Raw genomic sequence first — 13,444 nt, 5'->3', positions numbered from 1 at the left:
AATTTAGCCTCGCTCAAAATCTTGTTATTCAATTTCCTTAAAATAAATCCTTTCAGGCAATTGTTTAAAAACAAACTCCGTTACATGGCAAAGCCAAATTTTATGGTTCTTAAATTCTCCTCTAAATTTTTCTAACAGATAGTCGCCACCCCCGCCTAAATTCTCTTCGCGTGCATAAACAAGATCTAAAATTTCGGCATTTTGTATTTGCTCATCGGCCATTAATAATTTACATTCATTTTCGGCAGCAGCTATCCAGTTTAACAGTTCGTCGGCACCCTCTACCATTTGTAGATCTTCAATAGCCCCTCCCCATTCAGGTATATCGGCATACCATTCGTGTTTTGCATTTTTATAAAAACGAATTGCTCTCTCCATATTTTGTAAAGAAAAAAAATCCAGCTCAATAATCCTGATAAAAATCACGAAATTTAGATCATTGCATGTCTGATTCAACTCCACCGGTTTTAAGAAAAATAATTCATATCGATATGGATGCTTTTTATGCATCTGTAGAGCAACGCGATTTTCCTGAATACCGGGGAAAGCCTTTGGTGGTTGGTGGCAAGCCAGATAGTCGTGGGGTGGTTTCTACAGCCAGTTACGAAGCCCGGCAATATGGAATTTGCTCGGCAATGTCGTCAAGTAAAGCTTACCAGCTTTGCCCGACAGCAATTTTCGTCTATCCTCGTTTTGATGCTTATACTGCGGTTTCGAAAGCGCTTAGGGAAATTTTTAGCCGCTATACGGATGTCATAGAACCCCTTTCGCTGGATGAAGCTTACCTTGATGTAACAGAAGACAAACTCGGAATTGGATCGGCCATTGATATAGCACAATCGATTAAGGATGCAATTAAAAATGAGTTAAACCTAACGGCTTCAGCAGGTGTATCGATCAATAAATTTGTGGCTAAAGTAGCTTCAGACATGAACAAACCTGATGGTTTGACTTTCATTGGTCCATCGAAGATTGAAGCTTTTATGGAAAAACTCCCGGTAGAGAAATTCTTTGGTGTAGGCAAAGTTACCGGCGCCAAAATGAAGGCCATGCAAATTAATACGGGTGCAGATTTAAAAAAACTGACTGAAGCCCAGCTTGTTGCCCAGTTCGGAAAATCGGGAAGGTTTTATTATAAGATTGTTCGTGGTATTGATGACAGGCCTGTGAGGGCAAACCGTGAGGCGAAATCGGTTGGTGCAGAAGATACTTTTGCAGAGGATACCAATGAAGATTCGGTGATGCACGATCTGCTGAAACAGATTAGCGAAACCGTGGCCAAACGTTTAGAAAAATACCAGCTAAGTGGAAAAACGGTAACCCTAAAAATCAAGTTCGCCGATTTTAAACTCATTACACGCAGCCGTTCTTTTGCTATACCGATAAACAAAGCTGAGGTAATTTATGCAGAGGCGATTAAACTTTTGGAAGAGGCAGCTATCGGCGTAACACAAGTCAGGTTGTTGGGTATTACCTTATCGCGGTTTTATGATGATGTGGAGATAGAAAAGCCAGAAAGTAATCAGCTGGAGTTTGAGTTTTAATGATTGATGTTTAATACATGAATTTCGTAATTTAAAAGTGCCTATTTCCATTATATGAAGCGCAAGGCCTCTGCAGAGCAATAAATGCCTTCCCGTTTTACGCTTGTACGCTTCACTTCCTCGTACCTCGGTCGTTGCAGGGTACCGCTTCAACCGGGGCTATTGGGCAAAATAGCATTTCATTTTTGGGGTTGCTATGTGCAGAAACCATTGTTCCTAAACCCGACAACAGCGGCAGCCTCCGATGTTTCTATCGGAGCTATAGCGAATGGCGGGACTAAAGCCAGCCAGAAACCACAAGCCACTCATTTCCTAATAAGATATCTTTTACTTCGGTCGGTGCGACACCAAACGATAGGATAATTTAAAAGTGCCTATTTCCATTATATGGAGCGGAAGGCCTCTGCAGAGCAATAAATGCCTTCCCGTTTTACGCTTGTACGCTTCACTTCCTCGTACCTCGGTCGTTGCAGGGTACCGCTTCAACCGGGGCTATTGGGCAAAATAGCATTTCATTTTTGGGGTTGCTATGTGCAGAAACCATTGTTCCTAAACCCGACAACAGCGGCAGCCTCCGATGTTTCTATCGGAGCTATAGCGAATGGCGGGACTAAAACCAGCCAGGAACCACAAGTCACTCATTTCCTAATAAGATATCTTTTATTTCGGTCGGTGCGACACCAAACGATAGGATAATTTAAAAGTGCCTATTTCCATTATATGGAGCGCAAGGCCTCTGCAGAGCAATAAATGCCTTCCCGTTTTACGCTTGTACGCTTCACTTCCTCGTACCTCGGTCGTTGCAGGGTACCGCTTCAACCGGGGCTATTGGGCAAAATAGCATTTCATTTTTGGGGTTGCTATGTGCAGAAACCATTGTTCCTAAACCCGACAGCAGCGGCAGCCTCCGATGTTTCTATCGGAGCTATAGCGAATGGCGGGACTAAAGCCAGCCAGAAACCACAAGCCACTCATTTCCTAATAAGATATCTTTTACTTCGGTCGGTGAGACACCGACCGATAGGATAAAACCAGCCAGGAACCACAAGCCAATCATTTCTAACAAGATATCTTTAATTTCGGTGGGTGAGACACCAATCGATAGGATAAAAAATGCCCCGTCCTGCTGACACCCCTTTAAAAGAGGGGAATGGAGGGCATGATGGGAAAAAAAAGGTCCTGCAAATTAATGCAGAACCTTTGATTGTTAATTTAAAGGAGATGAGATCTTATTTACTATTTAATTTATCGGCAAGCATTTTCATGTAAAAGCCACCCACTACACTGCGGGCTTTAAAGTTATCGCGAATACCAGTATTTGAATCATAAAAATCATTCAAAGGCACTCTAGAGTCAGTTTCGATAGCATGCTTGTAAACAGGATGAATCAAAGCTTCGAATTCTTTTTGTGTTGGTGCAAAAGTAGCGGTCCACAAGATCCAGTCGTTTTTAGTGTAGGCCTTTCTACTATCTAATGGGATACCGTATTTATTTTGTTTCGTCAGGTAATATTTGGTTTCGGTATCATATATTTTTTGAGGGAACAAATTTAAATTTAAAACCTTATCCCAAACCAGGTTATACTTCTGGCTCCAGGTATTTTTGTTATCAAAAGTTAAAGCATAGTGATCGCCTGCATCGGCCATTTCTATCCATTTTGGCACCATACTTTCAGCAATATCCCTATATTTTTTAGCTACTTCATTATAACCTAATGTTTGTGCCATCTGGGCATAACAGGCTATACCCACAATAGCTTTTACCGATAAGTTGGCATTACGGGCAAGGTGACCAGCAAAATCATCGGTACATAACTGTGTTTTTGGATCTAAGCCCTCTTTGGTTAAATAATCAACCCAGGTGGTTAAGGTTTTCCAGTGTGCTTTAGCGTAATTGGCATTTCCCTGTGCTTTGGCAATCGCCGCAGTTAAAATAATCATGTTGCCCGATTCTTCAACCGGCATTGGCTCGCCATAGGTTTGTCCGTTGGCTAAGGGGTAAGTACCCAGATCGTGGGCTGCCCAGGGATGAGGATATTTTCCACTTTCGCTGAAATAGAAAATACCGTTCAACATGCCTTGCAATAACTCTGGATTATAAATCAGGTATAATGGTGCCGAAGGGTAAGTTACATCGACGGTATTAATAAAACCACCACTGTTATTTTCTTTAGATAACCATAAAATCTCTCCTTGCGGACTTTTTGCCAGAGTATGTGCTGCAATACTCTGGCGGTAACCTAAAACGCATAAATCAGCATATTCTTTACCACCCGATTTTAAGGCATCGGCATATAAATTTTTGTTAAAAGTCTCGCATTTCCGGATCACCGTTTTGTATTCATCAGCCGCAGCCGTTAACTGTGATTCAATGGTTTCTTTACCTGAGGTATTCCACCATGGTCTTAAATTTTTGTTAAAATATTGAACACTATAAATTTCGTCATAGCCTAATTCAACATATTTTTCTACCGCAGCTTTACCCACTGTTCCGAAGGGGATAACAGTATTCAATGCAAGCATTTTGCCTTGTTTAACGGTTGAAGCGGAATTGCCTTTTCTAAAAGCATCGGCAGCATCTTTTTCGGCCGTTACAAACTGGATGGCATTGCCGGTTTTTGGCGCAGCCACGTAAAAATAACCCCAGTCAATTCGCATATCATCACTTGCTTTTTGAAGAACTGGCTGCTCTACCGTTCCTGTTTTCAATACTGATAATTTAGCTGTTGCGTACTTGGTTGCGGCAACCTCTTGTGTAGGACGGTAAACTGCAATGTTAGAAGAAGCACTTAAATACACTTTTACCTGGTGCGTTTTACCATCATTTGCTTTTACCTGATAGGAAACGTAAGAAACCGGACGTGCAAACAAACCCAAATCGTTCATTAACAAGGGAGAGGTAAAAGTTAATTTTAAATCGACCTTACCACAGGTAAAGTTATAAATGGTTTGCGTGGCATTGATATCAACACTTTTTTGTTTAGCCAGCTGTACTTTTTCTGCTTTGTCTTTTAGCTTTTCTACTAAACCAAAATCGAGAAAGCGGCCGCCAGCAGTGTTAATTAAATGGATCGAGATTACGTTAGACCCTGCCTTTAAAGCATTTTTATCGCTATTGCTTAAGGCAATATATTGGAAGTTATTGGTCCAGCCTTCTTTCGTGTAGATTTTCTTTCCATTCAGGTAAACCTCAATATTATCATCATGATTAATCTTTAAAAACAGTTCGTTTATTGATGCCGGGTTAGCGACATTAAAGGCTCTCCTCACCCATATATCATGCGATTTCCAAACGGTTTTTACATTTTTTTCATCATCACCAATTGGCGTAGCACCTGTTTGCCAGTTGGTGGCGCTATAATTTTCCGCCTTCCAATCGCCCTGTGGCTCACTTTCAGTATATTTAACTTCGTAAGCTTTTTCGTCGGAAGCAGGTACAACCGTTCTATAAGTGGTAGTTTCTTTACCTAAAAACCGATAAATACCACCGTCAACATTAATCATTCCTAAAAGAGAGTGATCAGCTCCCGTCCAGTGTTGGGTAGAAGATTCGTTTAATTTATCCGTGGTAGACCAGATACTGAAATAGGTATTGTGTGTAATTAAGGGATAAGCCGGGGCTTTCCGCTCCTGGGCCTTCAGCAAACTGCCTGCAAACATGCAGCCGAGTACGCCTATAAATTTAAAAGTGTTGGTTTTGTTCATCATTTGTATGTGTGTGTTGAAATCCGATTGTATATTTTGGTTAGATTTAACTTTAGTTAAACGTTTTACTAAAGTATAAAATATAATTTAATTTGCAAGTGAAGACATTTTTTTAATTGTCTAAATGACATTTAAAATGAGCCCTCAAAAAAATACATGAAGTTTTTAAGCTCCATGTATCTTTCAAATTGTGCATAAAACCTATATAAACTAAGGCTGTTTTTTGTTAATGGTCCATTCGGATAATTGGAAAACCCTGCTTCCTCTGTTTGCTTTAATATAAAGACGATAGAATTTATAGGCAACAAAGTTGTCGAAATAATACCTTTTGGTAACGCGTCTTTCATTAGAGTTTGCCCACGGGCAAGTGGTTACGGTATGTAAATCGGTATACTGAATACCATCTATTGATCCCTGTAAAATCCAATATCTAGGGTCTCTATCTTCAGCATCGTTTCCCGAAGTTAAAGTATAAGCACCAACAACCTGTGGGGTTGCAAGTTCGAAAGTACATCTTTGCGTACCATCAAAACCTGCCTGCAAAAATTTGGTCGTGATGTCGCCATCAACCAGTTTTTTCGATCCCTCATCAGAATTAGGTCCGGCACCGGCTTCTAAATTTACCGAAAATATGCCACCAACCGTCTGCATATAATTCTCTCCAATTTTTGTTGGATCGAAATTTGGATCTACAATATTTAAAAGCACTTCTTTTGCGGCCGAATAGCCCTGGCTGTTTCTGGTGGTTAAGGTTACTTTATATTTGCCGGGGAAACGATAGGTATGTTTTGGATTAACCAAAACAGAGGTACTATCATCTCCGAATTGCCACAACAAAGTTTTGTAATTTGTCGAGCTACCCGTAAACTGGTACTCTAAGAATTTTACAGTATCCGGCCTTACGTACGAAAAACCTGCTGTTGGTTTAGGTTCGTCCACCACCGGAACAACCTCTTCTGCATCTTTCTTACACTTTACTGTTGTCATTACAATAAGTATTAAAAGAGATAGAATACTGAGTAATTTTTTTACGTTATTTTTCATATCTGATTAATATTTAAGGTGTTGGAAATAATTGAGATTTTGGTATTACCCTTTTGGATAAAATATTCGGCACTTCAATTTCAAGATAAGCCTGCTGCCCACCTACATTTTCGCGGTGATGTGCTTCTATTTTATATCTTTTACCACGTTCTAAAAATATGGTGCCCTTACGTGTATCTTTATCCCATTGGGTGGTGTAATCGTCTACTAACGCTACGCCATTAACATATAGTCTGGCACCATCATCCCAGCGGGTTTGATAAAAAGTATAGGTACCACGAACTGGCGCCAAAAACTCGCCTGTCCACCTGGTCGCAAAGTTATCTCGGCTCAAAGAATTACTTTTTGTATTAACGTACACACTATCTGGCCAACTATCCCCACTAAAGTTAATTTGCTCATCAATTCTGGTTTTAAATGGCGCGCGTCCATCATCCGGATCTAATTGGGTATTGGTATAATATTTTGCTGTTAAACCAGTACCGTTTCCGGTGATGTAAGAGTTATTATCCAAATTTACATTAGGATCTACAATCACTATTAATTTGCTGTTAGTTGGGTGAATTACATGATTGCTTGCCTCGTTAATACTGAAGGCGAATGCAAATTTCTTATTTGCAACAATGTTGGCATCGAAAACCGGCCATGGGATCTGAAGTCTGACGATCGCACTCGAAGCTCCCGTGGCAAACCGAACCAAAGTATCAACGCTATAATCTTTAGCAGCCAAATGGATTGCATCTGCGGGCAAAGTTCCCCTGCCAACTAAAGTAGCAATGGTATCTATGTTTTCCTTGATTTTAATATTGAAAGCTGTTGATGGTTGGTTTTCTAAACTTACAATCAGTGGAATCGTTACCCCGGCAGGGCCTACAATGTAATTGCCCTGATATACTACATTATAGGTACCACCGCCATTTAAAGTTAAATAGTGCAGATCGGTGGGTTTTAACAGATCGGCAGTATTGATAATAACCATGATGGTAGATTGGCCAGCGGCAATCTTATTTCCTTTGCCGGGAGCCGAAAGCTTTAGGGCGAAAACCACTTTTTTACCATAATTGCGCTCCAATACTGACCGGCGAACAATAGCAACGCCTTCGCTCTTATCGGTTCCGTAAGCCACGTTGATCACATTAGGATATTCTACCCCTGCAGACGGCATTAGGATCGCATTTGTAATGGTTCCATTATTAATTAACTGCGTAACAGTATCGTTATTTAAAGTTAAACCTACCTGAAAGGCCTCTTCTGCAACGCCCGTTAAAGAAATTTTAAAAGGAACTTTAATGTATTCGTTATCTATGGAAACGTTTCCGGCAACGATACCTTCCCCTGTTACACTTCTGGTATTAGGATCTGGCAATTTTAAATCATCTATTTGTGATTTGCGACAAGAATAAACACCAATTATGGCTAAACTTATCAATGCGATATATATAATTTTCTTCATTTTATGATATTTTAAATAATCAGCAAATCTGTTATTGATCTAACCAAACCCGGCCATCAAGCCCCCATATTTGTTTATTGGCAATCTTTAACCAATTTATAATCTGTGCAGGTATATCTGATGTTTGAGGAACAAATATGGCCAGTGTTTCTGGTGCCGGAGGGCAGATTAAATCGTTAAAACTCTCCCAGGCATAGTTTCCCTGAAATTTAAAATCATGTGCCTGAGAACTTAAATCTGCCATGATATCACCATTACCATCTGTTGCGGGCCAATACCCTACCAGAAAATTAAAGTATGGATGACTTTGGTCTATTGAAGTTTGACAGGCATAGTTGCCGATCATTCCGTCCGGAACAGAAAATTTAAAAAAGCGGATATCACTTACATATACATCTGGTACTCCGTGTCCGTTTCCGTTTAAAAATCCCAGTTTTAAAGGATTAGAATTTGCCAATGAACCTGAACCTGTAATTTCGAGCTCATTATTAAAGCTACCATTGGTATAGGTACGAACAAACCTTTGTCCATTACGTACCTCTATTTTTGCCGTTAAATTTGTCCATTTCCCCTTGGCAAAACTCCCACCCCTACATTGGTGGTAATCTCCATCTTTGGTGCCCCGCCACTCAAAATACCAATAGTCTTCTTCTAAATAAATAACCCAGCCTACACTCGGATGGCCACCAGACCACTCATTACGTTTACCTAAAACACTTGGCCAGAAGAATTTGTCTTCGTTCTTTTTAACCTTAAGTTCAATGGTCACTTTTGTAGTGTCATCTATATTGTAAACGTTTGCGTCAGCAGCATCAACCTGTGCCCTCACATCTTCCCCTTTAAAACGGATTGTTTTGCCTAAATACCTGTTACCCGTAAATGGCTTTGTTAAAATTCGTTTGTTGTAGGTTGGTGCATAATAAATTACAAACGAATTTACTTTTGGCTGGCTAAAAATAGTTTGGTCATCGGCATTTGAGGGTAAGGTATATTGCCCGCCTGCACTTGATGCAATAACCACCAGCCATTGCTCATTGTTATAATCAGGACGTTTTTTTAGTGCCGCGAGGATTTCACCTACGGAAGTATCGAATTTTTCGATAGCTGCTTTATAAGCTGGAAAAGAAACATCATATCCTGATGCAGCACCTGCCGCATTAACCCCCGTAAAATGGCCTACAATAACCGTTGCAGTATCACTTGTTAAATTGCTGATCAATCCGGCTTTAACAGCATCATCATCTGCCAACAGGCTAGTCACGTCAGCTCCTGTATTTAACGATTTAAAAACCGCTGATGAGGTATAGGTAACGATTTTCGATTTTGCACTTGCCTCTTTAATCCTGTTGAAGATAATTGGGTAATTCTGCAGATTGTTATTCGTTAATGCATCGGTGGTAACCTTATGCTTCTCTTTTTTAACCCCGGTTAACATGTTTGCCCAATTGGTTGCACTTGCAGTTGCTTCAGGATCACTTAACCCTACCCATGTGTAGATAGCGTGCGGTAAAATAGCATCAATATTTGGTGTATTTGCATCTAAAACCGATTGCCCCCTGGCTCCATCGACAACTAAATAAAGTACCTTACGGTTTCCGTATTTAACAGTTGTGGTATCACTGGCATTCTTATCTCCAATAGTTCTTTCGAATTCTTTATTACAAGAAAATATGGCCGTGGTAATTATTGTTGCGATTAAGCCAATCAATAATTTATATTTTTTCATCATACTCATCTTAATTTATATTCTGGTTAGCTTAATCTGTTATTCGATAGTTACCCTAATAATGTTGTATAATGGTAAATTATCAAAACGACTAAAGCTACCTATTAGCAATAGTGCTTTTTTACCATCTGCCGATTTCGTTTCGATCACATCGGATAGGCTACCATTAAAAGGACCTGTAGAATTGTATCCTTTTGCCAATGTTCCTGTTGGTGTTAAAACCATAAACCCATTTCTGGTGATGCCATTGTATTTAATAAAATACCCGCTTACTACAATTAACCCATTATTAAGCTGTTTGGCAAAATTAGCTTGCCCACCTTCGAAGGAGAGCGATGCGAATGATTCATCTAAAGTTCCATTATCGTTTAAAACCGCAACACCTACTACTGCTTTACCATTATAACGGGTAAAACTTCCGGTAATCACATATTTTTTTGTTGTTACATTATAAGTACAAGAATATATGGCATTATCGGCGCCTGTACCTGATGTAAAAGTAGGATCGATACTTCCATCAGCATTTAACCTCACAATGCGGTTAGCTTGCTGACCATCGAAAGTGGTAAAATTACCAAACACAACCAGTTTTTCCAGCTTCTCTGCCTCAGTATGCATGTAAGTATCCACAGGTCCGTTTGCACTTTCTTTTCCTTTATTGGTAGCGGTGTTGAAACGGAATGTTTTATCAAGACTACCATCTAAATTAAAGCGCAAAATCTGGCGGATTTCTGTACTGTCCAATATGACCGTATCCCTCGATAAATCGTAATTAAACTTATCGTAAGTTCTTTTTACATAATACCTGAAATCGCCGGTTGCTAAAATTTTTCCCTGGTGTGCGTATACACGGTTAATAAAACCATTTGTACCGCCGTTAAACCTCGGAAACCATTTCTGCGTAACGGTATCAGTGACTGTTGGCTTTCTTTTGGTTTGAATTTTTATGGTGTCTATTGCTCCGCTGGTGAACAAACTGGTAATGTTGCTGATATTTTCTGTACGCTGGTTAAATCCGGTAAAACCACCTGCTACAATAAAACGCCCACCAATTTCTACAATCCTGGCTAAAGTCCCGTTAGCTCCCCGCCCTGTACGGAAAGTACGATCGTATTCTCCATCTAATGATGTTCTTGCGATCCGGTTAATGGGAACCACACCTCCTTTATTATCAAAATTGGTAAAATTACCAACTACGATATTCCTTCCATCAAGCATTTCGTATACCTGACTTACATAACCGTTGGTACCTGCTATAGCTTTAAAAGTAGGATCAATCTGCATGAGCCCGGTTACGGTAAAAGTTGGCCCAATAAATAACTGATCGCCAATAGCGATTGATGTTACGCCCGTACTTCCGCTTTCCGGAACTTTAACGGTAATTTCTGTGGCCGTAACGCTAATTACCTCGGCCTTTTCGCCGTTAAACATAAAGGTTAATCGATCTTTATATTTATCAAAGCCCGAAGCTTTGATGACTACAGATGTACCTACAATCCCAACAGCAGGAACTGGGACATCAGTTTGCGAAATGGCCACGCCTAATGGCGATTTAGCATCAGCATAAGGGTCAGGGATTACATCATCTGCCTTTTTACATCCTTGAAAGCTGAAAGCAATCAAAGTGATTATTGTGAATATAAATTTAATTTTTTTCATCATTTAATTTCTTGAGGTAAAACCAGTTATGACTTATTTTGAGGGATCAGAAGGAGCTAAACCGCTAAAATATACATCACTAAAAAAATCACTCTCGTTAAAGCCAAAATAAGCGCCGCCTCTTATGTCATTATAGGCCAAAGTGTGTACAACGCCATTGGTAGGTTTTATATCAGATGATGCCACCTTGTTGATGTACCAATTATCATTAGGTTTTGAAGCATCGGGGATATAAGTTAAGTTTAATTGGCGGTACCCGATATATTTGATATTGTTCGCGGTAGCATAGGTTACTCCAATATTTGAGATATTACCACTAAGAGAATAATACAAACCGCCCGGATAAACACTCTTAACATCAAAATCGATTTGCTGATAATCCTTTAACCTATTCACACCCTTAAACATATAACGTTGCAGATATCTCCTCCAGATTACCGGACTAATCTGATCCAGCGTTTTAACGGTATCTTTTCCTGCGTAAAAAAGTAGGTTATTTAATCCATCAGTTCTAATTGTCCCGATTGTTTTTTTAATTACCTCATCATCAGGCGCAAAAAAAGTAAAGTCCTCATTTGAAAAGGTACTTTCTAAACCCGCCAGTTTTACAATTTTGGCTATGGTATCAAAAGGTACTTTTTTAGCCTGTAAATATTGAAGCATGTTACCATTAAAGTCAGGATTGGCCAGGCCTCCATCACGATAATATTCATCACGCTTACAAGCATTTAATATCAGCAGTAAAGCAGCACAAGCAAAAATTAGCTTTTTCATATCTTTTTTATTATAATTAATTACCACCATTAACCCAATAATCATTCAGTTTCATGAATGGGTTGTTGTTTAGCGCACCCGGGTTTATCGGCCAGGTCCAGGCACCACGACTAAATTTATCGGATGTAAGTACGTTGTAAGAATATTGACTATTTAAAATTCTCTTCGTTCTAACTAAATCAAAATAGTGATGACCTTCGCCAATAAGCTCCCTTGAACGTTCGTAAAAGATAAATTCCTTAAGATCTCCATTTGAAGACGTATATGGAGATGCGCCGGCGCGGCCCCTTACCATATTTACCAGTTTTATGGCTTCGGCATCTTCATCTATATTTGCAAGCGCTTCTGCCGCCAGCAGGAGTTCTCCACCATACCTGAAAATCATAAAGGTATTATCCGGATTGGCATCTTCCTCACCAACAATAAAAGAGTTCTTGGCATATTTTAATAACATGAACTTACCATTGTCGGCAAAAATATCTTCATTAAACCAGGTTGTGATCCTTTTGTCGCCTCCATCCTGAAAAAGTTTCTGCATATATTCGCCCCTGTAATAAGCAAAACTTACGCGGTGTGTATATTCAGGTCTTTTGTATGGGTAATGCAAAAACATGTCGGCAATTGGTGCAACATTCAGTACGGCATCTCCATAATTTATACTTTGATAAAATTCGAATAAACTTTCATCTGAGCGGCCCTTAATTACTGTAGACCAGTCTGAAATTGGTAATAACCGATAGGCATTACTTGCAACCAATTCTTTACCCAGATCTGCTGTAGCCTGATAATATTTTCTTGCGTTAGCGCCGTCAAAGCCTGCGTTCCACATATTCATCTCCATCATTAAGGCAATGATGCTACCTCTACTTGCCCGAACGCCTTTTAAAGCAGGATCGCTGTAGGTAAATGGAATTTGATTTTTATAACTACTTAAATCGGCAATACATTTATTTAATACGGATACAAAATTTTCGCGGGGTAAGGATGTAGAATGAAATGCATCAGTATAATACACTACATCGCCAAATAACCGTACCATGGTAAAGTAACAAAGTGAGCGAATAAAGGCGGCTTCAGCCTTAAACTGTCCTTTTTCTGTTTCAGAAACACCCGGAACACCCTCATCTAATTTCGCAATCAGGATATTGGCACCTTGAATTGCCCTGTAATAACCGGTCCAGTCTGTTATTCTATCAAAATTATAATAGTCCCAGGGCTGCCCTCTCCTAATCAGGTTTAACAGATCATTTCGACCTAAATACTCCACATATTCACGGGAAGCGGCATTGTCAGACTGGCTTTCGTGTAATACTTCGCCTGATCTGTATTCGCCAACCGCACCAACATAATGCGTTTCATTTATTTTGCTAAAAACAATCCTCGACAAATCATAAATATTGGCAACAACGTCTTCTTTAGTCTGGAAAAAGTTGTTCCCTGTTAGTTTATCTAAAGGCTGTACGTTTAAAAACTTTTTACATGAAGGCAAGCAAAAAGATGCTGCAATAACCAAAGTGTAAATAATAACTTTTTTCATAAT

9 protein-coding genes are annotated in these 13,444 nt (G+C 39.6%); 1 reads left to right on the top strand and 8 read right to left on the bottom strand.

The genetic code is table 11. The annotated features are described in order from the left end of the window. Window positions 1-24: 24 nt before the first annotated feature. Window positions 25-378 (bottom strand): DUF6717 family protein, encoded by a 354-nt coding sequence (locus FFJ24_RS25180; protein ID WP_138819862.1) that lies wholly within the window; start codon window positions 376-378, stop codon window positions 25-27. A 65-nt stretch (window positions 379-443) separates the two neighbouring features. Between FFJ24_RS25180 and dinB the strand changes: the two genes are divergently transcribed. Then, entirely contained in the window at window positions 444-1,544 is a 1,101-nt protein-coding gene (gene dinB / locus FFJ24_RS25175; RefSeq protein ID WP_138819860.1) for a DNA polymerase IV, read from the top strand. 1,229 nt (window positions 1,545-2,773) lie between these two features. On the opposite strand, the gene FFJ24_RS25170 is transcribed toward dinB, so the two are convergent. From FFJ24_RS25170 to FFJ24_RS25140, 7 genes are all read right to left on the bottom strand, one after another. Continuing rightward, entirely contained in the window at window positions 2,774-5,203 is a 2,430-nt protein-coding gene (locus FFJ24_RS25170; RefSeq protein WP_371717081.1) for a glutaminase domain-containing protein, read from the bottom strand. Window positions 5,204-5,458: 255 nt separating this feature from the next. Next, a complete protein-coding gene (locus tag FFJ24_RS25165) occupies window positions 5,459-6,292 on the bottom strand; it encodes a PKD domain-containing protein (protein ID WP_138819858.1) in 834 nt (277 codons plus the stop codon). 13 nt (window positions 6,293-6,305) lie between these two features. Further along, on the bottom strand, window positions 6,306-7,745 hold the full coding sequence (locus tag FFJ24_RS25160; protein WP_138819856.1) for a PA14 domain-containing protein: 1,440 nt from the start codon (window positions 7,743-7,745) through the stop codon (window positions 6,306-6,308). A 31-nt stretch (window positions 7,746-7,776) separates the two neighbouring features. After that, window positions 7,777-9,474 carry an alkaline phosphatase family protein gene (locus tag FFJ24_RS25155; RefSeq protein WP_168202554.1) on the bottom strand — a complete coding sequence of 566 codons (1,698 nt, stop codon included), beginning with the start codon at window positions 9,472-9,474 and terminating at the stop codon, window positions 7,777-7,779. Window positions 9,475-9,510: 36 nt separating this feature from the next. Beyond that, a complete protein-coding gene (locus FFJ24_RS25150) occupies window positions 9,511-11,133 on the bottom strand; it encodes a DUF5008 domain-containing protein (RefSeq protein WP_138819852.1) in 1,623 nt (540 codons plus the stop codon). Window positions 11,134-11,163: 30 nt separating this feature from the next. Beyond that, the gene (locus tag FFJ24_RS25145) at window positions 11,164-11,904 is read right to left on the bottom strand and encodes a fasciclin domain-containing protein (RefSeq protein ID WP_168202553.1); all 741 of its coding nucleotides are present in this window, start codon (window positions 11,902-11,904) and stop codon (window positions 11,164-11,166) included. Window positions 11,905-11,920: 16 nt separating this feature from the next. After that, entirely contained in the window at window positions 11,921-13,441 is a 1,521-nt protein-coding gene (locus tag FFJ24_RS25140; protein WP_138819848.1) for a RagB/SusD family nutrient uptake outer membrane protein, read from the bottom strand. Between the last annotated feature and the right edge of the window lie 3 nt (window positions 13,442-13,444).

This window comes from Pedobacter sp. KBS0701, from assembly GCF_005938645.2.
Classification (GTDB): domain Bacteria; phylum Bacteroidota; class Bacteroidia; order Sphingobacteriales; family Sphingobacteriaceae; genus Pedobacter.
Note: the sequence above shows the minus strand (reverse complement) of the source record. Positions and strands in the feature narration are given on the sequence as shown.

Bases quoted from the DNA above. Each gene is read 5' to 3' on its own strand.
- FFJ24_RS25155 (WP_168202554.1), bottom strand. From the start codon at position 9,474: ATGATGAAAAAATATAAATTATTGATTGGCTTAATCGCAACAATAATT.
- FFJ24_RS25160 (WP_138819856.1), bottom strand. From the start codon at position 7,745: ATGAAGAAAATTATATATATCGCATTGATAAGTTTAGCCATAATTGGT.
- dinB (WP_138819860.1), top strand. From the start codon at position 444: ATGTCTGATTCAACTCCACCGGTTTTAAGAAAAATAATTCATATCGAT.
- FFJ24_RS25145 (WP_168202553.1), bottom strand. From the start codon at position 11,904: ATGAAAAAGCTAATTTTTGCTTGTGCTGCTTTACTGCTGATATTAAAT.
- FFJ24_RS25140 (WP_138819848.1), bottom strand. From the start codon at position 13,441: ATGAAAAAAGTTATTATTTACACTTTGGTTATTGCAGCATCTTTTTGC.
- FFJ24_RS25150 (WP_138819852.1), bottom strand. From the start codon at position 11,133: ATGATGAAAAAAATTAAATTTATATTCACAATAATCACTTTGATTGCT.
- FFJ24_RS25170 (WP_371717081.1), bottom strand. From the start codon at position 5,203: ATGTTTGCAGGCAGTTTGCTGAAGGCCCAGGAGCGGAAAGCCCCGGCT.
- FFJ24_RS25165 (WP_138819858.1), bottom strand. From the start codon at position 6,292: ATGAAAAATAACGTAAAAAAATTACTCAGTATTCTATCTCTTTTAATA.
- FFJ24_RS25180 (WP_138819862.1), bottom strand. From the start codon at position 378: ATGGAGAGAGCAATTCGTTTTTATAAAAATGCAAAACACGAATGGTAT.